Below are 21,204 nucleotides of genomic sequence, written 5' to 3'. Positions count from 1 at the left end.
GAGTAATATTATGAGTGCAATAAAAGACAATGAAATAAGATTAAAAATGATTGAAGATGTTAAAAAATATACTGAAGGTAAATTGGAAGCTGAGCTTATTGATAAAACAATAAAAGAAATTACTTCTCTGGGAATTGAGGGTTATCAAGCTACAGTTTCTTATGTTGGCAAGTTCATTAAACAGAGTTTTAACATCGTGCTGGAAGATCATCATGAGGTTTTTCGAGGTGAATCATGGGGAGTTTCTTCTATTGGTGTGGGTGCTTCAGAGGGTTGGATTTGGACAGATAATTTAGCTAAACTTTTTTCTGATACTACACATTTTAAATTTGTCGGAAATTCTTTTGCTTTAGGTATTACTTTCCAAAATGCAGATCTTTTTCCTCTTGGAGCTTTCACTGGTCTAGGCATTTCCCTGGTAACAGGAGTCGGGTCTGGGCCGGGTAACTGGAGTTAATTATTTTATTTTTACTGAGAATGATGAAAGTTTTAATTTTAAAAAATGAAATAGGAATCTCTAACCCTCACTTGTTAATTAAGTATTGTACAGATTAAGGTTTTATTATTGAAGAAATGATTTGTTGACGTATGGAATTGTTAATTTCACTTTTATATATCCTTGGTTATTAAACTAAGGATATATAAATTTATCCTAAAATAAAGTTTAAGAGGTTATATTTTTAATAATAATTAAACTCATTTGTGAGGTTTTTAGAAATAATTATTTCTATTTTCTTATTATTAATTCATTGCTGTACAACTATATACCTTTTCATAATAGTGAGAGTATCAGCATGCGGTATTCCTTACCCCGCGTGTCACGCGGGGTAAGGAATACTCCTATCATTTTGAAAAACTATTTAGAAGAAAAAAAGTATAAAATGCGGCATTTGATTTTTTGGCAGTGAGAGCATGTTTTTCATTTTCCTTCAGAAAAAACGGAGTTTGTTTATCAAAGATATTTCTTTTTTAAGATGGATCCAAAATAGAAAATAGTCTTTCTCAATAATTGAAATTATGACATACCTTGATTCATACCCATAATCCATGTAATTAAGGCTTTTAGCGGAATAGGAATATGCTTACGGCTTGGGTAATAAAGACAGAAATTATCGGCAGGATAGTTATCATCAGGCAATAGGTGTATGAGTTTTCCTTCCTTGAGTTGTTCACTAACAAGACGTTCATAAACAAAGGCTATACCCAGGCCTAATTCGGCTGCCTGAATCATGGCGCCATCAGAGTCCATAACAAGATCTCCTTTGACATTAATTTCAGTGATATTGCCTTGCGCATCAAGAAATTCCCAGTGGTAAATTTCCCCTGTGGGAAAACATCGGTTAATACACCGGAAATTTATTAAATCTTTCACCGAATCAGGAGTACCGTTAATTTTTACAAACTCTGGGCTGGCAATTGGTACAAGATTTAGTTTCGGGCCAAAAGGGATAGCGATCATATCCTTAGGTATATCCTGAATATAGCGTATACCTGCATCAAACCCTGATTCAATAAGATTGATTTTCCTATCAGTAGTGAAGATCTCCAACGTAATATCTGGATATTCTTTTTTGAAGGCTAAAAAATACTTTTGAAAGAAGAGATCAAGTACTATCCGCGGCAGGTTTATTTTCACAATACCTTCTGGCTTCTCCCTATAATAATTAAGGCCGTCGATAACACGTTTGAAGTCATCGAATACCGGAATGATGTTGCGTAAAAACTCCTCTCCCACAGCCGTTAAAGAAAGGCTTCGAGTTGAACGGTTAAGAAGCCTGACGCCCAATTTTTCTTCAAGATTATTTATGGCGGACGTCAAAGATGGGGGAGAAAGGTTCAATTCTTTTGCTGCTTTTCGGAAACTTCCCAGTTTCGCAATGAGAATTAATATTTTTATTTGCTGCAAATCAGGGAGATATTTCATTGTTAACTCCTCTTTAATATTGCATTTTTTACATATGAATTGTTATGAACCTAAAGAAGGAATATAAATTTAACATAGCTTAACACATGAGGAAAATAAGATGAAAAGGCGTTATCTCGGAAAAGATAAATTTTCCGTATCTGCTTTAGGACTGGGTTGTATGGGGATGAGTTTTGCCTATGGAGGAGCTGAAGAAGCACAGTCAATTAAGACTATTCACGCAGCAGTGGATATGGGAGTAACTTTCCTTGATACTGCTGAAGTGTATGGCCCTTTTGAAAATGAAATACTGGTTGGGAAAGCTATCAGAGGGTTCCGTGATAAAGTCCAGGTTGCGACAAAATTTGGTTTCCATATTCTGCCCACTGGTAATGGACTTGAACGTATGGCTGGTGTTGACAGCCGACCAGAACACATTCGGGAAGCGGTTGAAGGTTCTTTGAAGCGTCTGCGCATTGACACCATTGATTTGCTTTATCAGCATAGAATTGATCCATCTGTACCTGTCGAAGACGTTGTGGGTACAATGTCTGATTTGGTCAGAGAAGGGAAAGTCCGCCATCTTGGTTTATCGGAAGTTTCAGCAGACACTCTGCGCAGAGCCAGCAAAGTACATCACATTACAGCAGTACAGAATGAATATTCTCTCTGGTCGCGTGAACCTGAAGAAAACATTCTTCCGGCCTGTCGAGAATTGGGAGTGGGTTTTGTTCCTTATAGTCCGTTAGGGAGGGGGTTTCTGACCGGAAAAATTGCTGACCAGTCCGGTTTTGCTGATGATGACTTCCGCCGTAATCTCCCCCGTTTTCAACAGGAAGTCATACAAAAAAACCGACAGCTCCTCAATAGACTGCAAGACATGACCGGGAAATATCAATGCTCTTTGGCACAGCTCGCTTTAGCCTGGGTCATGAGCCAGAGGAATGATATTGTTCCAATCCCAGGAGCAAGAAAAATTGAGCATCTGAGCGATAATATTGGTGCTGTCGAACTGCTCATTTCTGAAGATGATATTAAAATTATTGGTACCATTTTCACCCCCAAAAACATCCACGGATTACGATACAATCAGGATGATTTTGATCTGATAGATAAATGATCGCCTGTAATTCATTTTCTCATTTTCCCCACCTCGAAATGAAAGACCTTCAGGAGCAAATAAATTTCAATACGGATAGGGGAAAGAATAGAAAAAACCGTCACTGAAATTTTTCTTCTCAGAAGAAGATTTTTCAGTGGCGGTTTAAACGGAACTTGGGTGAATGATGGACACCACTTCACAACAGATACGGCAAATATTTAGTGTTTACGTAGTGCGCGAAGCCGCATTGTCAGGATGAACAGGGGCACACCAATAAGTGTGAAGCTCAATCCGATAGGGATAAAGATACCTGCTGGTGCAGCTTTAGTTATGATATCTGCCGCAATGACTAGATTGCCGCCCACCAGAGCGGAAATAAATAAACGGGCGCGACCGGTAGCCGATGAAATAAAGCTGGCCAGATGTGGTGCCAGTATTCCTAGAAAGCTCAATGGTCCTACTGCGGTGACAGATGCAGCGCTTAGCAAGACAGAGAATCCCATCAGCATCGGGCGGGAATATTTGATAGGTTCTCCAAGGGACAAAGCAAGTTCGTTTCCAAGTTCATAGCGATTTAACGCGGGGCCGATGAGCAAAATGCCGATAATACTCAATAAAAATAATGGCATGAATGATGCGATAACTGACCAGCTGGCCTGAAACAATGATCCTTCCATCCAGCCGGCAAGGTGCAGGGATAATTCTGTTGGAAGATAGAGAATAAGAAAAGAGCTGACTGAACCGAGAACGGACGAGACAGCAATCCCCATTAATAAAATTGCCAGGCCGCTTGCGCGGTTATTGCCGACGAGTAAAGTCAAAAACAATGCAACAGCCAGCCCACCAGCCAGTGCAGCAAGGACGATCAGTATGTTAGGGGCGGTGGGAACAAACGCCAGCAAGATAATGATCATTGTCATAGAGCCCTGACTTATGCCAAAAAGACTGGGGTCGGCCAATGGATTGCGAGCAATCGGTTGCAGAATAGCACCGGCAAGAGCTGCGCACCAACCAACCATCAGCCCCAATAAAATATGCGGGATCCGTACAACCCAGAGTGCATAAAACTGGTGGTGTTCCAGCGAATTACCGAAAAGCATATGCAAGAATTCATAGACACCAACGTCCGTAACTCCCACGCTTAAAGAAATAATGACGAGTATGATCGTAATGGTAAATAGACATAACCCGACTTTTATATCGAGGGTACGCATTTGTAATCCATTCGCGAAACGTAATACTCTTTTTCCGTCTATTGCCTTACCGAACTTCATAACAATCTCGCTGATGTTGTTGAAAGATAGCGCTTTCTGATGATCCAGATAAAAAACAGCCCGCCCAAAAAATCCATCAGAATACCGGTATGAATGACATAAGGCTGGAAGAGTGTCTGCGCACAAAGATTAGCGATCAGGCAGACACTTGCTCCTGCCAGAGCACAGGCTGGCAGCGACAAAATAAAATTCTGTCCAACCAAAGGCTTGACAATATGGGGTACAACCAGCCCTACGAAACCGATCGGCCCGCATATGGCAACAGCAGAACTGGATGCAACTATGGCGGCAACTAACGCAATGCGCGAAACAAGCGTTGCATTCACGCCAATCGAATGCGCCTTTTCGTAACCGAGCAGAATGAGCGTCAGCGGACGTGCCAGTAATAAAAGCACGATTAAGGCCAGCAGCCCGAACCACCAGAAATGGTACAGTCTTGTGATATAAACATGATTGATAGCCCCAGCGAGCCAGCTCAAATATTCAGTTCGCGTTTCAGGATAAGCAAGAAGAACAGCATTACTTACCCCAAGATAAAGCATCGCTATTAATGTGCCAGCCAGTATCAGCAGTAAGTCGCGAGAAACGGTGTTAACGCCCGACAGACGAGATATCAAAAGAGATGATAAAAAACCAAATAGCCCACCTAAAAGGGCTGCTATGCCTTGTAATGTCAGGTCGAGCGAAAAAACGATTGCACCAGCTACGACAAACAGGGTTGCACCGGCATTGATGCCTAATGTTGATGAAGAAGCCAGCGGGTTGCGGATCAATCCCTGGAAAACAAGACCGCTGCATGCCATCACCGCGCCGACATAAACAGAGATCAGCGCCCGTGGCAGTCGCTGGTATAAAATAACGGCTTGTTCATAGTTTTGTGGTTCAGACTGGGTTAAGGCTGAGTAAATTTGCGAAAATGAAGCAATATTTACACCGAAAGAAAGACTAAAAAAGAAGATCAGCAGTAATAAAAAAGGTGCGAATATAAAGAATAGACGGGGTTTCATCGTTATACTCCGGACCAATTTTCAGGTTGGTTTATGCCCGGATAAGGCTGACAGATAAGGCTGCCGTTATAACTGAAAATATCAGCCGGAATATCGAATACACGCTGGATATTATCTACCGTTATTGTTTTATTGACAGCTCCCGCGGCAACGACTTTGCCAGTATTAAGCATCACAACATCATCGGCAAAAGTGGTAGTCAGATTTAAATCATGTAACACCACAACGATGGTTTTTCCGTGCTGGAGTGAGAGATCGCGGATCAGTTTTAGTACGGTGTACTGATATTTGATATCTAAGTGATTGACTGGCTCGTCCATAAGAATGATGTCAGTGTCCTGTGCAAGCACCATCGCCACCCAAGCCCGCTGGCGTTGCCCTCCTGAAAGGTCGCTGACCTGAGAGCTGGCCTGATCAGCCAGACCGACGATGTCTAATACATCATGAAACAGTTTGCGATCCCGAGCAGATGCCCCGCCGAAAAGAGAATGGCGTCCACAAGCAGCCAGTTCGATCAACTCTCCCAGTGTCATGTAGTCCGGGCAGTGGCATTCCTGCGGCAGATAAGAGATCTTTCGGGCCAGCGCTTTGCGGCCTATCCCTGCAATCGGCTTACCTTCCAGTAAAATTTCCCCGCTTTTCAGTGGAATGAAGCCCATGATGGACTTCAGAAGTGTTGACTTACCGCAGCCATTAGACCCGACGAGTGCGGTAATGCGCCCTTGAGCAAAGTCTACTGACAAATCATGCAATACGGTTTTTTTACCGTAAGTTGCGGTGAGATTTTTTGCTGTAAGCACCAAAAGCTCCTTCAGTTATCTTATATATAAAAAAAATTGCAGTGACATGGTTAGGGTTCAGGCAGAATACCAAAATCACCCTATCCATAACACAGCAGAAAAATGGTGGCTGTTATCGTTTATCTGACGAGCTGTCAGGTTACGGTTTTATCTTATGGATGATCCATTCTCTGCGTCTTTAATGCCGCATAGCCTGAAAATAATCAGCCTCACTGTTATTTTTTACTGCTCACATACAACATCCCGCACGTTAACTATCTGGCGGAAATCAGCAATAACGTCATTGATTAAGATATCGATTTTACTACTGTCGTGATGATGTGCTGTGGTTATTAAGTGTGCCGTGTTTCCCGATGTTGCCAGACAATGCTTTTTCCAGACAGCGACCGACGGGCATGGAAATACCACCGTAATAGAGTTGTCATGACACCAGGCATCTATTCCGGCAGACCGGAAACGCTTGACGGCATATTGTGCCATTTCCAGACAGTGTTTGACGCGATGACGCCAATCGGCGAACGAGTGGCTGCGAATAGCGGCCCACATCATCAGTGGCGTCTGGCCATTACGTGAACCGGAGATAGTCTTGTCCTGAGCCGAAATGTAATCAATATCAACGGAAATACGTTCGACATTTTTCCGTTTCGCAACAACAATTCCGCAAGGAATGGGTGAGCCTATCATTTTGTGCCCGGACACACTGATTGAGTCGATACCATCGGCAAAGGTGAAGGGTTGCGGGTTATCTACAAATGGCAAGATCATCCCACTTAAGGCGGCGTCAGCATGCAGATAGTAATTCTCGCGGGCGATACCTGCTTGCTGCATACGCTGTTGAATGATTTTTATGTTATCCACCGCACCGCGCAATGTCGTGCCAATGTTAGCAAAGATGATGGGATGGGGTTCTTTATGAGCGATGATTTTCTGTAGCAGGTCATTATCATCTATCTCACCAGTGGGTAGAGACTCCACTAAACAAGATTTGATCCGCAATAATTTGACGATTTTTGCCACCGAATAATGAGTATCTTTTGAATAATAGAGTGTGCCATCCGGGAATAATTCTCGTCCCAGATAGCAGCCGAACATATTACCTTCCGTTCCCCCGTTGGTCACATAACCCCAACTGTCTTCAAATGGAATTCTGAACAGTTCAGTAAAATACTCCATGACTTCTTTTTCGAACTCAAAGGAGTTTAAAAGATAGTTGCATTCCGCCCCCCAGTCCCCGCAATTGTTGATAGAGAACTGCATGAATCTCTGTAAATAAGAGTAATCAAAGTCTGAGGACTCAGGATAACCGATATTGAAATGCTGGTTTTTAACACAGTGATACCAAAATGCATCTAGTCTGCCCTTATCGGCAAGGGATAATGTCATTTTTATCTCCGATATTGTGATGCTCTTGCAGACCAAAGCTTTGGAATGACGAGTTTTGAGGTAAGCGATAATGCGCTCGGCCAAGAAGCTGGTTGGCAATAATACTATTACGATATGCGCCAAGTCCCAGATCGGGAGAACCAATGCCATGTTGGAAGATCTCAGCATTTTGCACGAAAATAAGGCCTTTTCCTTTATCAAGGCGTTGAGCGCTAAAGTCCTCTTTCACAATCAAATCGCCGTAATCATCGGTGGCAAGTACCGTTTGTTTGAGTCCTTCTAGCCATTTGGGGCTGGTGTGTTTATAACCTGTAGCAGCAACAATGGCGTCAGTTTCAATGGAACTGACTTCATCGAGTTGCTGATGGCGAAAAACGATCCGCAATATCCCGGAGTTTTCGCTATTTTCCACTTGCTCAACCTCGCAGTTTGAAACAAGCGAAAGACCCGGATCACGACCGCCGATGGAACGTTCATACAAAATATCGAAGATATCTGCGATAGTTGAGACGCTGATACCTTTATAAAGCCCCCCTTGACCCGATGCGATCTTGCGGCGTTTTTCTCTGCTTATGCTGTGGAAATGGTTCATGTAAGCAGGCGTAAAACATTCCTGACCGAGTTTCGATGATTCCATCGGGTGAAAACCGGCAGAGCGGGTGATCCACTGGACTGAAGCACCGTCCTCTATCATTTCAGGAGTCAACGCACCATAGAGTGCCAGCACGCATTCGGCAGCACTTTGCCCTGAGCCAATCACTGTTATACGTCGGCATGTTGAGAGTTGAGCTCGTTTGTTGATGAAGTCTGCTGAATGAAAGATAGGCGCTTTAGTTTGGATTTTAGCCCATTCAGGCAGGAACGGAGCTGTTCCGATACCAATAGCAAGGTTACGACTATAGTACTGATGCGTTGAACGCGAGTGAGTCTTACTTTCAATAATAAAACGTTCAGATGTTGGTTCATACGCCACATCAATGACATTTTCACCAAACTGGCAGGAGGGAAGCTGTTGTGTCACCCAGCGGCAATAATGGTCATATTCCTGACGTGGGATCTGAAATTTTTCATAGTAATAGAATTTGTAAATACGGTCGTGCTTATGAAGATAATTCAGGAAACTCAGAGGATGTGTAGGGTCAGCCATCGTGACCAGATCGGCCAGAAATGGAACCTGTAACGTTGTACCCGGTAGCAGAAGACCTTCATGCCAGCGAAACTCAGCCTTGCGTTCGAGGAAAAGGCTGGTCAGGTTAGAGTGTGACGAAAGCAGGGCCGCCAATCCCAGATTGAAGGGGCCGATACCAATACCGATAAGGTCAATATTATTCATGTTAATAATCCGAACTATTTTCAAAAGCGCAGAGATGCGTTCAGTTGCTGTTCAACCTCTGCGGCATTACGGCAACGCAGCAATTGTGGTAACGAAACCCCGATAGCAAATTCCTCGGAGATTCGTGCCGAAATTGTCTTCAGATGCTGGGGGCGTAATCCCATGCTGATGAAGTCGCTGGAACCATCAAAATGGCTATCTCGTGATTGGCCGAGTACGTCCAGATAGATTTCCAGCACTTTCTTTTTCATTCCCGTCTCTTCTATCTCTGTTTGTTGCTCAGGGGAAGAATTGTGTCGAATAGGCGATGCTTCATGCACAGATTCCATCAATAGGCTGCGTGCTTTAGGGCGATCAGGTTTGCCATTTGGCGAGAGCGGTAATTCAGTGACCTGTAATATCCGTGTCGGGACATGTGATGGAGGCAGACATTGGCTGGCATATTTGCGTAATTCTGCTCCTGACAGGGCATCTTCTTTTAGTGGTACATAAAGTACACCGATGGAGGTTTCACCATGCATTTCATCACCATAATCCACCACAAGAATGTGCTTAACTGACGGATGACGAACCAGTTCATTTTCAATGTCCGGCAAGGAAATACGCACCCCGCGCACCTTGACGTAACCGTTGACGCGGCTATCAAAAACAATGACGCCATCGTGACGATAGTGCCCGTGGTCGCCGGTGCGGAAGGCTCGGATGTCTTCTCCATTTGTATCCCTGATGGTGACAAAATTGGTCTGGGTGAGCTTCCCGTTTTCCAGATAACCCAGTGCGACATTGACACCAGCCGTATGAATAAGGCCAGTCACACCGACCGGACAGTGGTTACCACACTCGTTCAACAGAAAGTAGCTGTTAGCAGGCAAGGGCTTTCCATAAGGGATCTGGCTGATATCATTCTGCCCAATTTCGTGCCATATACTCCATATGGTCGTTTCGGTTGGTCCTCCTAACGAAATCAGCCGCACTGACGGTAGAAGTGTACGCAAGCTACCAATCACAGCAGGTTTGATGTAATCGCCACCCTGCGCAATCAGCCGCAGGCTTTTCAATTCATCATCCTGACGGCACGCGAGGAGCATTTCTAAAATGGCAGGCACAGAGCACCATAATGTGACCTTGTGTCTGGCAACTAACTGGTTCCAGCACAGGGCATCCTTTTCTTCACCGACAGCGGGAAGAACCAGCGTTGCACCGGCGGTCAGGCAGCCAAAAACGTCGAAGACCGACATATCATGATGCAAAGGCGTTACAGAAATGAAGACATCTTGATGTGTTACAGACCACTCTTTTAGGGTACTGGTAATAACATTCGATGTTGATTTATTGGATAAAACAACGCACTTTGGCCTTCCGGTTGTTCCTGATGTGTAGAGATAATAGGCGGGCGCCTCACTTGATGAGAGAGCGTCAAGCGGAAGTGGGAGTTCTGCTAAAGGCTCGGCAGACAAAAGTGTTTCAGGCATTTCAGCCGGATGTTCAATTCCTTCTCTTTTTGTCGTTACGACAAGATCCGGATGACAGTTTTCAAGGAGATAATGCAGTCGCTCGGAGGGGGAGTCTGCGTCTATCGGAACCCAGATCACCCCTGTTAATGCACAGGCTAGAGTGACTGCTGTGTGCTCAGGCCCACGGTGCAGACAAAGGGCGACAACGCTACCCTCGGAAAGCCCTTTCTCCCTGAAAGCGCCCATAATTCGACGTACATCATGCCCCAGATCAGCGTAGCTGATATGTCTGTCGCCACAGATGAGTGCCGTTTTGGTGTTTTTGTTGTCGAAGATATTGGCGGCTATCCGGTTGAGATATTGCCCGCAGTGAAAATCAGCTTCGACACTGTTTAATCGATAGTGGTCTGTATCGATAATATTCTGCGCTGAAAGGGTGAATACGCCTGACGCTACGATGGTTTGTATCGCCTTGCTTAGAGCCCGTAAAATGTCCTGAACGAAAGTGGGTTCGATTGCGGAAGTTGCATAATCGATGTCAAAAACAAGCTCTTTATCCGTATTGGTTGAAAAACGGATATCCATCGCGACTTGTGGTGTCTGAGTCAGCCCGCGATACAACTGCATACCACTATCCTGACCTGATACCGGCCATGAAAGTCCGTTGGTAATAACGACAGGTAAAACAGGGCCAGCCCCATTTTTTTCAACCAGCATTCGGGTAATGTCTATACCTGAAAATGCAAGGTGTTCAATCCCTTCCATCACATCGTTCTGTAGGGTGCTGGCCCGTTCAGAAAGGTTGCCTTGCTCAGCATTCCAGTTGACCACAATAAAACTTGAACGATTACACAAAACACCAGAGAGCTGCGGTGCTACGGGAATACCGATAGATAGATTCTTCTCTTCGCTCCAATGGGACAGAACCTCAAGCACCAGAGCCATAATAGTGGAATTCTTAAAAAGCGTTTGTTTAGTACCGGCTTTTGATACTGCGGAATAATCTTCTCTGGCTACAATCAAGCTTTGTCGTGCATAGCGGGATGTGCCTATTTGCACCAATGGTTTTATCCACGGAAGTCGTGGGGCACCGCTGACGGCATCAAGTTTTGTTTTCCAATATGCTTCATCTGTTTTGCGCTTTTCAGAGATATCACTCTCATTCAAGAAGGCATCAGTATCCGCCACAAGTGAAACTTTGCCCGCGAAAAGTTCTACCATCAGAGCAGCTATCGAACGCCCATCAAGGATCAGCGCGTCGAAACGAACAAACGCGATGAGATCATCCTTTTCTGACGGATTCTTTGGTAAACGGCATTCTGGTAAACGAAATAATGTTATGTCCCATGGGGAACGATCCAAATCGCAAAGTGCATGGGCATATTCTTCACGGTGGTTTTCTACATAACGGAAAGCCTCTTCCCGTGACATAGCACTCAGGTCGACTTGGTGTAAATTGATATCGGCTTCTGTACTAACATATTGGACAAGTCGCTTGGCATCAATTCGGGTGCGCAAACTGTCATGACGCTGAACCATGTCCTCCAGATTATTTCGCAAACGCGCCAACTCCATGCTTCCGCGATATTCACGAAATTCTTGCATCGCGACGCCACCCAGCGGCAATTCTGTCCGTCGCCCAAGCAGATACGCCAGTTGAAGGGCGGTTAATGGTTTTTCCGTGTTATCCATCTTTTCCATATTGTTTTTCAGGCCAATATTGTTTTTCAGATCAATTTGCGCGGTAGAGTCAGCAGGTTTGCGCCTGATTATTGATGATAGGGCTGCGACGTTATTGGGTGAAGAATGTATTGATTCATCGAATCGTTGTGGGTGTGTGGCGATTTCACGGACGAAATTGACAAAACTGTCAAACACTGAGGTTATCCATGCTTCTGGCAGCATATCCAGACGAATGTCCCAATTGATGAGAATACCGCCATCGGCAGATGCCACTTGTGCATCAAGGGCAACTTGCGGGCCTTGTGAAATAACCCAGTTCATAGAACCGAATGTCTGCCTGACGCGATCTGAGAGAAGTTCTTCCCCCGGCATATCCAAAGCTGCGGTGAAGACGACAGGGGTTAATTGCGTTGCACCATGATGCCGAGAAAGGTCACGCATCAGATTCACACCCGGATAAGCTGAGTGAGCGAGCAAATCGGTCAGTTGCTCGCCAAGCTGTTGACTAAGGTCAGCAGGGCTTTCAGCTCCATTGATATCAACGCCGAGGATAAGCACATTAGAGAAATCGCCGACAATTCTTTCTACATCATTCACATGGGGAGAGCGCCAGAACATCGGCACATTGAGGCGAAACTGCTTATCTCCGGTATGTCTTCCAAGAATAATGGAGAAAAGCCCCAGCATCAGGCTAGACATGGTTATTTTGTGTATTCGGGCAAGCCGTTTCAGCGCCTGACGTTCCTCTGGCTGAAGCCATGCCGCCAGACGATGGCTGTGAACCTGATCGGGCTGAGTTTTGTTAATAGGCAGAGCAGGGGCTGGTGGAATATGTTGAATACGTGAACGCCACCAGATCCTATCCTTTTCACGGGCTGCTTTCAGGTGGGGATCGGTGCGTACCTGATCGCACCATTCGAAATACGATGTTATTACCGGAGCTGGCTGGTCTGGATTATCATAAAATATCGCCAGATCCTCCATTAGTACTCTGAAACTTGAAGGATCGATAGCTATCATATCCGTATCAATATGCAGGCGAAATTTTCCGTCATTTAGCAGACTGAGCGAGAACCGCGATGCCTGACCGGAAGAAAGGTCAAGTTTCTGATGAGTCCACTTAGTGCGTTTAACGAGAAGTAACTTCTCCACTTCCTGTTCTGTTAATCCACGAAAATCGTCGATCTCCGGCAATAATGGCTCACCGGATGAAGTCACAGACTGAAGTCCCTCAGCATCGACACAGAGTCTTAGCATAGGATGTAGAGAACAAACGCGTTCCAGAGCCTGTTTAAATCGACTCACTTCAATGTCATCGCCGTCGAACTCAGCATAAAGATGCGCGGCAACGCCTCCCAGATCGGCCTGAACATGACGCCCGACCCAGTAAGCTGCCTGCATTGACGTTAATTCTCTCATAGTTTATTCACGTAGTTGAAAAATGCTGTTAATAGGTACAAATATAAAAATAGGTTGAATGCGAGCAGCCTCTGGCGAGCAGGATCATTTTATTGCTTCGACTTAGCCCATTCTGCCACGGCTTTAAGCGTATGTTCCGCACTGGCAAACGTGGGGGTAAAAACTTCACCTGCGTTAAGGAAAACTATCCGTTTTTCGCGGGCGGGTTTCATATAGTGAGCCCATCCGGGGACAACCCGATCAAGCGCGGAGCGAATGGCTTTCTCATCGTGTGCCTTGCTGCCCCAGCTGTTGAGCACGACCAGAACGTCCGGGTTAAGCTCGCCTAATTTGTCCGCACTCAACTGTAGAAGCAGTTGGGATGAATTGGCAGAAAGGCCGCTTTGTTTCGAGAGGTTCAGCCGGGTGAAACCAAGATCTTCCAATGCCTGAGTGAAACCGGTTGCTTCGCCAACGACATTGATCTGATCTGTGACAAGGATCGGCAGATAAGTCTGTTTAGCCGGATTTTCCGGCAAGAGGGCGCGCGTTGCGGCAACGCGTTGCAAATACATATCCCGTCGTTTTTGAAAGCTCTGCTCACGTCCGGTCAGTTTGGCCAGATTTTCTTCAATATGAAAATTGTGGGATTTCCCAGAAAGGAAATTTTGCAGATAGACAGGGGCGATCGTTGAAAGTTGTTTTACTTTGTCGATATCAAATTCTGTTCCGATAATCAGGTCGGGCTTCAGCGCGTAGAGTTTTTCCAGATCAATCTCCCGCCCAGCACCGATGCCTTTTGGTTTTGCACGCCCTTCACCCAGTACAGTATCGACGAAATCTGTTCCAAGCTGGTAGATACCATCTTCCGTGCGCCCGTAACTGCCTACAGGTTCAACACCCAGCTCCATTAAGGGCAGGCCGATAGCTGGCTCACTCATAACCACAATACGCTGTGGTTCCTCAGGAATAACGACATCCCGCCCTAAGGTATCCGTAACCTGCCGTGATGCGGCAAAGGCCGATGTTCCCATCAGACACATTAATATTACAGTAATAGCAGATCGCATAATGTTTTCTCTTTCAGAACGGATCAGGGTTATATGAGTCCGTCAGTTAACACCGACAGACTCACGTTAATCATGGTTGTTATGGATATCACACAGTCACTTGAGCAAGGGGAAGGCTTAAGGCCCCAGGTGTGGTGAAGAATGAGAAAATTTTCTCTATTGTTTCACAGAGGCGTTGGATAAGTTCTTCAGGGTAACGCTCTTCACGGTAAGTAATGACCAACCGCATGATTCTTTCGCCATCAATGACATCTTCCATAATTTCGAATTGAAGACCGAACATGGATTCCTTTTTATCGGGATCGATTTGTCGATAGCGTATATCGTTACCAAGCGGGGTCTTAAGTACACCGTTCAGTGCATTATTGGCATGGATCTGAATATAAACGTCGAAGATTAGCCCCTCCTCAGGTGTCATCCCCAACGATTGCTGAATAAGAGCGAGCGGCACATCTGCATACGGCATTGAATTATTGATTGTATCTCTGGTGTCTTCAATCAATGTACCGACGGGTTTCTCCGGATAGAATTGCAACCGGTGTGCAACCATGGTGGTAAAATAGCCGACTGTTTCATAAGTATCATGTTCGGTTCGACCTGATGCAGAAGTACCGATTACGATATCCTTCAGATTACCGAGCTTATGCAGAGAAAGCGCAATTGCCGCGTAGACGACACTGAACAGGGATGCGTTATTTTGTCGGGCAAAGGAATAAAGATGATGAGTGACTTCAGGTTTAGGTTTGTACTCGATCCAGCCGGCTTTCGATGAACTTTCATGCGTCGCAACAGTTTTCTGGTTGTCAGATAAGGTGAGTTCTAATCCGCGAGTTGCATCACGCAACATGTTCGTCCAGTAATCGAGGTGTTTTTGATTAAAGCCGTTTGCCTGCTGTTGCAGGGCAAATTGATGGAATGATAATACGGGTTTTTTCCAGATAGGGGCCACACCGGAAGAACGTGATAAATAAGCCTGGGAGAGTTCATCCATCAGAACATTCAGCGACCATTCATCAATAACCATATGGTGGACCAGAAGCGATAATATCTGACGTCCGGTTTCCGCATTGCGGAGTAGTCTTATTCTGACTGGCAATTCACGGGAAAGATCGAACCTATAAGCCGCTTCATCATCAAGGTGTACACCCTGATTTTCGTGACTGAACCAGAACCATTTATAATCACTCATGTCCGACATCGCGACAATCTGCTGATAAACCTCGCCATTTTGAACATAGAACAGGGTACGCAAACTGGAATGGCGTTCTATAAGATCAGAAAAAACCTGTTCAAGGATTGTTTCATCAACCTCATCAAGAAAATCCAGAGCGAATGGTAGATTAAAGATAGTGCCAAACTCATAGGCCTTATAGGCATCCCAGAGCGAGGTTTGAGCAAGTGCCAATGGGGCCGTTAAATGATCGTTCTGTGCCGAAGAGATGGCACCTTTATTCTGATTTTTTCTGATCGCACGGGATGCCAAAGCAGTAGCTGAAGGATGGCTGAAGAAATCACCAAAGTGTACTTCCAGACCGTGTGTACCAAGCAATTTACCGATAATACGTGTTGCCAGCAGGGAATGCCCGCCACAATCAAAAAAATCATCCTCCAGTGTCATATCTGTAATCGCTAAAGCTTCACGGAATTCTGACAGGATTATTGTTGCTATTTCGTCAGTACCAACGGAGATCTCTTTGCTGGTGGCATCATGCGTAGAAGGTATATCTGAGTCAGATTCAGATTTCGCGGCTAAGCGCATAATGGCATCTTCAGTACCTTTAAGAAAAGACACAAAACGGCTCATTAAGAACTCGCCGGTATGGCTGGAAACCGACTGGCCGGTTGTTAATATAAGACTAATTTCCTCTGTACTTTCATACTCCATTGCCAGCTCAAAATCGGGCCGCATTTCATAGGTGGGTAACAGAATTGACTGACTCAGTAAGCTCTGTTGTTCAACCAGATCGTTCGGGCGAGATAACAACCGAACATATACCTCCGGTTCATCACTTACTGTTACGGGAGCACCGGAGAGAAAATTATTTTCGTCTGGTTGAGCCTGAAGTTTATCCATGATGGAGCTGATAATCTGTGTTTCCGCCATGTCAGATTCGATAATAAGGCGACGGAACCCGTCCGGCTGCAACAGACACAGTGCTAGCTTTTTCTGGCCTCCGAGCAGAGCAATGAACCGGGCAAATCGGGCTGAAATAAGAGCCGGTACACAGTGAGGTAATCTGTCACGAGGAAGGAATTTTTCCAGTTCATTAATTTTAAGCCCGGTTTTCCAACGCAGTGCGAGCCTGTTTTTATTCAGGTAAGTTTCTTCACCCAAAGAGGAGTGAATGGTGGCATTCTCATGGTTGCGGCAACATAACCAGGAAACAGCAGAAGTTGCCTTTCCATCGTAAGGTAATAAAGAAACGCGTTTTAGAGGAGGAAGTTTTACTAAGTGACCAGCATAAGCGCGGATCAGCATTTCGATAATTTCGTTTTCATGGCAAGTTTGCGCCAGTATCTCGTGCAAGATCAGAGCTAAAACAACTTTATCACTTCTTTGTATTATCAATATATTGAAGGGGGGATTCTGTTCAGGAAGCCAGACAGATGCTTGCACAGTTAGTATTTTCTGGAGCATGTCTGAATGTGAACCGGCATAGAAAAACTCAAGGCATGACTGCCAGCTCGATGCCCGGGTTTTATACAATTCACCGTCATCATTTAACTCATAACGTACGTTCAAATCCGGTATTGCTTCAACAACAGATTGGACAGCCTGCACCATCATTGAAACATTAACATCATCATGAAGCTGCCAGGCTGAGAGCTGTTTAAGTACGCGGTCAGGATTCTGTTGCTGGAGTAACCAGATATGTTCTTCATAACGGGATACGGCTACGTGCGATAACTTTCCTGAATCAATATTCAACATAAAAAATCCCGCTTTATCAAACTAATTAGTTGTTTTTTTTAAGTGTATTAATACGGGCTAACAGCCATTAAATACGGCATAGGAAAGCCAGATGTTACCCGCAGAATATGTGTTGTAACGGCCCGTATTTGAAGAAATACTAACAAATATGTAATTGACAAATTAGAAGGTTAACATAATATTACCTGCCTGTGAACAGTAATGATAATGATAATGATAATGATAATCATCCCGAAAAAGACAGTAACTCCCCTAGCTATCAAGGCAGGAAATCAGATTTTTTCACGCAAAAAAATGTTACTTAACAGCGCAATTTTGCTTTCTTTATCCTCCCTGGGAGGGCAAGCGATTGCGTCTGATCAAGCAAAGAAAAATGAAACGAGGAACGATGAAGCCGATATCATCACTGTAACCGGTGAAAAAACGGCAAGATCACTACAAAGAACGGCAAGTTCAGTTACCGTTATCTCCAGACAGGAGATACGAAATAAGCCCGAAGCGACAACCATCGGTGGTATGTTGCAGGGTACACCGAATGTGCTTTATACCAGTAATACAGAGGCACCGAGTATTCGCGGTATTGAGACGAACGGGCCTCTTGTCGGGGGAAATACTTTTCTTTCCAAACCGATACCGCGAGCAACCACCAGTGTTGATGGTCGTTATATGAGTGCGGCGGAATTCAGTTTGGGAAGAGGGCCTATTTGGGATGTGAACTCAATAGAAGTCTTCCGGGGCCCACAAACCACAACACAGGGAGCAAACAGTATTGCCGGGGCAATTATTATCAAGACAAACGATCCCACCTTTACTCCCGAATTCGATGGTCAGGTTTTGTATGGAAGTCACCAAAAGAAACGAGCGTCCTTTACTGTTAATGGGCCATTAACAGAAGATCTCGCGGTACGCCTCGCTGTGGATTACAGCGATAGAAATACGTTTATGGAATATACCAACCCTCGATTCTATGATTCTGATATGAGGAAAGGTTCTGAAAATCTGGATGCCAGGTTTAAAGCACTTTGGCAACCACTGGATAGCCCTTGGCTGGCTAAACTAACCTACTTCCATACAGCAGCAAAAAACTCTGATGCCGAGTCTGCTTCATTACCTTACCGTAATTTGAAGAGTATGACTTTAGGTATAAACAGATCTAAAACTAGCAGTGATGTCGGTATCTTCGATCTTCAGTATGATTTTGACAACGATATCGTGCTCTCCAACCAGCTCCAATATTCTGCATCGAAATACCGTTACACTTTCACTAAGATGTTGCCAGGTATCGCAAACCGTGATTCGAACAATATCACTAACGAAACACATTTGAACTTCGGTGATGAATATTCAACTTGGAGTGGAGTGACAGGGCTTTATTACTCGCGTGATAAGGCCAGAAATGTGCTTAATAATGTCTTGGGCAAGGCTGATGCCGATTTGACTAACACGAGCATTGGCCTTTTCTCAGAGGCGACCAGACGTTTTGCGGGAAAATGGGCTCTGACTGGCGGTTTGCGTTATCAATATGATCAGGTTAAGCATGAAGGGATCAACAGCTATGTACCCGGTGTTTATCATGAATATAGTAAAGGGTTCCATGCTGTCCTGCCGAAAGTTTCCCTTGCTTACGATATTACTGACGATGTCACTGTCGGTACTTTAGTCAGTAAAGGTTATGCTCCGGGTGGTACAGGTGTGAATTTCTCCGGGCATTCTTATTATACCTTTGCCCCGGAAAAGGCCTGGAATTATGAGTTGTTTGCCCGTGGTAAAGCCATCAATAACCGATTACTGGTAACCAGCAATATTTTCTATACAGATTATAAGGGGTTCCAGAGTGCTGTAGATGATTACAGGGAAGACAAATCTAACGGTTCGATTCTTGTTAACGCCGATAAAGCGGTAAGCTATGGGGTTGAACTCAGCGCAGATTATCGGGTACTGGACAATTTAAGCTTAAACGGCGGGCTTGGATTACTTCATACTGAAATTAAAAAATTCGCTGATTATCGAGGCAACTCGTTTGAAGGAAAACACTTCTCTAAAGCACCCGGTTATATGTTTAATATCGGAGCTGACTGGAATATTACTGAACAATTTCGTCTGAGCGGATCTCTTCGTTACGTGGATCATTATTTCTCTGATGACCAAAACGATCCTGAATTACGAGTCAGCTCTTATTCAGTCTCCAATCTTCGTTTCTCATATAATCCGACTAAAAACATGGAACTCTTTGTTTACGGAAATAACATTTTTGACAGACGTGCGCCGACAAATAAGTATCGTGACCGTACAGCCGGGCTTTCTGGAAATATTTTAGAACCACGTGAAGTGGGTATTGGGGCTAAAATGAGCTTCTAAAAATCAGCATTGAGCGCGCCGATCTTCGCTTGAGCAGGATTGGCGCCTCCCACAGTAGAAAATGAGGTCGTGACTCCAATAGTTAGATGACTTATGAAAGATAGTATTCACGTTCAATGAACGTGCCTATCACTTTGTTGTGCATTTCTTCGGGTTTGGAGTAGCCAATCGTTTTCCGATTTAGTCGTTTGATGCGAGTACGCAGGGTGAGGTTGGTTCTTTCGATACGCTGAGTGATGTGGTTCAATGATTTTGGTCACCGTTATAGAGGTGATATTCTCATTTCGATAATTCAACAGGTGACATAATGAAAAGAAGTTTCAGCCTCGGATTTAAACTGGTCGAGGGTAAGTTAGGTAACCGTTCTTGGGGCATGGAGTCTGAGGGGGAAGCGATGCTGAAATCGTTCAATCTCAAGCAAGACCAGATGTACACCAAGAAGCTGATAACCCCACCACAAGCGGAAAAGGTACTCAAAAAAGAGTACCCGAAAAGGTGGGCTAAACTGGAAACACTTATCACCTGACCTGGCGGTAACGGCAAAGGTATCTCGGCTTCTCTGGGTGGTGTTGCCAGCATTGACGAGTTCGACGACCTGAGCGAAGGAGTAGAGGCAGAAGAATTAATTTAATTAGAATAATTGCCCCGTTAATTATACGGGGCTTTTTAAAAGGAAGGTTATTATTCTGGTTCATTCATATAACGAAGAATCTCAGCGGAGAGATGGGGGGCTAATTCCATAATATTTTCATATAAATCTAGTATTTTTCCACATGCTAAAACTGGCTGATTAGATAACTCTTTTGGGTCTTCAATATAATAATAATCACCATATTTTTCGACTAATTTATTATTGATAATGGATAATGCTTCTTCAATTTGATCAGCAGGTAATCTATCAACTTTATCATGGCGAGCTATAGAATCTGCAATATTATTTAAATAGTTCCTTTCGTAAGCTATTCCTTTAATATCATCTTTGATTTTAAATACATCCAGTTCACCGATTACACCGGGATATAGAACATTAAAGCACTGGATACCAGTAGGATCATTTTTTAATAAGATGTTGAGGGATCGAATTAAATGCCTACCATACGATTTTACGGCTTCATCAGAGGAGGAGTTTAAAAGGGTCGATATATTACTATTAAACCATACGTTAATGGAGGCTACAAATTTTAATATGGCTTCATTTGTTTCTGGCTTGTTTGCTTCTGGCTTATGCCATACTTGGGGCATAGACTCTAATTCTTTATATAAATTCTCAAACTTATCTGAATCAATTTTATTTAAGGCTTCAAACATCGGGTATGTTGCCAGTATCTTCTCTCTAAATAACTTTTCATAATAGTGGGACACTCGATTTACTTTCTCTGAAAGAGTCTATTTGCAGATTTTTTCAAGAATTTTTTCACATTACTGAGCAGTTGCCACATATACCGACAACAATGGTTACGTGTGACTGTTTCATGTAACGTGTGCCATAAGTATTCTATTTTGTTCA

At 44.2% G+C, this 21,204-nt stretch carries 14 protein-coding genes and 3 pseudogenes; 5 read left to right on the top strand and 12 right to left on the bottom strand.

The window, feature by feature from the left end; all coding sequences use genetic code 11:
• Positions 1-457, top strand: a 457-nt coding sequence (locus tag AACX38_RS18115; RefSeq protein ID WP_228865132.1) for a VapA/VapB family virulence-associated protein, incomplete at its 5' end; no start/stop codon positions are given.
• Positions 458-1,015: 558 nt separating this feature from the next.
• On the opposite strand, the gene AACX38_RS18110 is transcribed toward AACX38_RS18115, so the two are convergent.
• Positions 1,016-1,924 (bottom strand): LysR family transcriptional regulator, encoded by a 909-nt coding sequence (locus AACX38_RS18110; protein ID WP_228865131.1) that lies wholly within the window; start codon positions 1,922-1,924, stop codon positions 1,016-1,018.
• A gap of 100 nt (positions 1,925-2,024) precedes the next feature.
• Between AACX38_RS18110 and AACX38_RS18105 the strand changes: the two genes are divergently transcribed.
• Positions 2,025-3,023 carry an aldo/keto reductase gene (locus tag AACX38_RS18105; RefSeq protein ID WP_228865130.1) on the top strand — a complete coding sequence of 333 codons (999 nt, stop codon included), beginning with the start codon at positions 2,025-2,027 and terminating at the stop codon, positions 3,021-3,023.
• A 200-nt stretch (positions 3,024-3,223) separates the two neighbouring features.
• On the opposite strand, the gene AACX38_RS18100 is transcribed toward AACX38_RS18105, so the two are convergent.
• From AACX38_RS18100 to AACX38_RS18065, 8 genes are all read right to left on the bottom strand, one after another.
• The gene (locus tag AACX38_RS18100) at positions 3,224-4,279 is read right to left on the bottom strand and encodes an iron ABC transporter permease (RefSeq protein ID WP_228865129.1); all 1,056 of its coding nucleotides are present in this window, start codon (positions 4,277-4,279) and stop codon (positions 3,224-3,226) included.
• On the bottom strand, positions 4,276-5,286 hold the full coding sequence (locus AACX38_RS18095) for a FecCD family ABC transporter permease (RefSeq protein ID WP_228865128.1): 1,011 nt from the start codon (positions 5,284-5,286) through the stop codon (positions 4,276-4,278). Before AACX38_RS18095 ends, AACX38_RS18100 begins: the two co-directional genes overlap by 4 nt.
• 2 nt (positions 5,287-5,288) lie before the next feature.
• Positions 5,289-6,086 carry an ABC transporter ATP-binding protein gene (locus tag AACX38_RS18090; protein WP_228865127.1) on the bottom strand — a complete coding sequence of 266 codons (798 nt, stop codon included), beginning with the start codon at positions 6,084-6,086 and terminating at the stop codon, positions 5,289-5,291.
• A gap of 222 nt (positions 6,087-6,308) precedes the next feature.
• Positions 6,309-7,469: a histidine decarboxylase gene (locus AACX38_RS18085; RefSeq protein WP_228865126.1), complete on the bottom strand. Its 1,161-nt coding sequence runs from the start codon at positions 7,467-7,469 to the stop codon at positions 6,309-6,311.
• Positions 7,447-8,802: a putative histamine N-monooxygenase gene (gene basC / locus AACX38_RS18080; protein ID WP_228865125.1), complete on the bottom strand. Its 1,356-nt coding sequence runs from the start codon at positions 8,800-8,802 to the stop codon at positions 7,447-7,449. The genes AACX38_RS18085 and basC overlap by 23 nt, the downstream gene beginning before the upstream one ends.
• A gap of 20 nt (positions 8,803-8,822) precedes the next feature.
• Entirely contained in the window at positions 8,823-13,358 is a 4,536-nt protein-coding gene (locus AACX38_RS18075; protein ID WP_228865124.1) for an amino acid adenylation domain-containing protein, read from the bottom strand.
• 89 nt (positions 13,359-13,447) lie between these two features.
• Positions 13,448-14,407, bottom strand: a complete 960-nt coding sequence (locus tag AACX38_RS18070) for an ABC transporter substrate-binding protein (protein WP_228865123.1) — start codon at positions 14,405-14,407, stop codon at positions 13,448-13,450.
• Positions 14,408-14,495: 88 nt separating this feature from the next.
• A complete protein-coding gene (locus tag AACX38_RS18065; RefSeq protein ID WP_228865122.1) occupies positions 14,496-17,339 on the bottom strand; it encodes a condensation domain-containing protein in 2,844 nt (947 codons plus the stop codon).
• A 213-nt stretch (positions 17,340-17,552) separates the two neighbouring features.
• Here AACX38_RS18065 and AACX38_RS18060 point away from each other — a divergent pair, with 213 nt between their 5' ends.
• The gene (locus tag AACX38_RS18060; RefSeq protein WP_228865121.1) at positions 17,553-19,697 is read left to right on the top strand and encodes a TonB-dependent receptor; all 2,145 of its coding nucleotides are present in this window, start codon (positions 17,553-17,555) and stop codon (positions 19,695-19,697) included.
• Between the two features lie 91 nt (positions 19,698-19,788).
• Here AACX38_RS18060 and AACX38_RS18055 read toward each other — a convergent pair.
• A pseudogene (locus AACX38_RS18055) lies at positions 19,789-19,932 on the bottom strand (IS1 family transposase); the annotation flags it as partial.
• 72 nt (positions 19,933-20,004) lie between these two features.
• On the opposite strand from AACX38_RS18055, the gene AACX38_RS18050 reads away from it, so the two are divergent.
• Both AACX38_RS18050 and AACX38_RS20835 read left to right on the top strand, forming a co-directional pair.
• Positions 20,005-20,223: a DUF2800 domain-containing protein gene (locus AACX38_RS18050; RefSeq protein WP_228865120.1), complete on the top strand. Its 219-nt coding sequence runs from the start codon at positions 20,005-20,007 to the stop codon at positions 20,221-20,223.
• A gap of 9 nt (positions 20,224-20,232) precedes the next feature.
• Positions 20,233-20,328, top strand: a pseudogene (locus tag AACX38_RS20835) (DUF2815 family protein); the annotation flags it as partial.
• Positions 20,329-20,378: 50 nt separating this feature from the next.
• On the opposite strand, the gene AACX38_RS18045 reads toward AACX38_RS20835, so the two are convergent.
• Positions 20,379-21,005 carry a hypothetical protein gene (locus tag AACX38_RS18045; protein WP_228865119.1) on the bottom strand — a complete coding sequence of 209 codons (627 nt, stop codon included), beginning with the start codon at positions 21,003-21,005 and terminating at the stop codon, positions 20,379-20,381.
• 59 nt (positions 21,006-21,064) lie between these two features.
• Positions 21,065-21,204 (bottom strand): annotated as a pseudogene (locus AACX38_RS18040) (hypothetical protein); the annotation flags it as partial.

The sequence above is a fragment of the Xenorhabdus sp. PB30.3 genome (assembly GCF_963895965.1).
GTDB classification, from domain to species: domain Bacteria; phylum Pseudomonadota; class Gammaproteobacteria; order Enterobacterales; family Enterobacteriaceae; genus Xenorhabdus; species Xenorhabdus stockiae.
The sequence above is the reverse complement of the archived record's forward strand: the minus strand, read 5'-3'. Positions and strand labels throughout refer to the sequence as shown.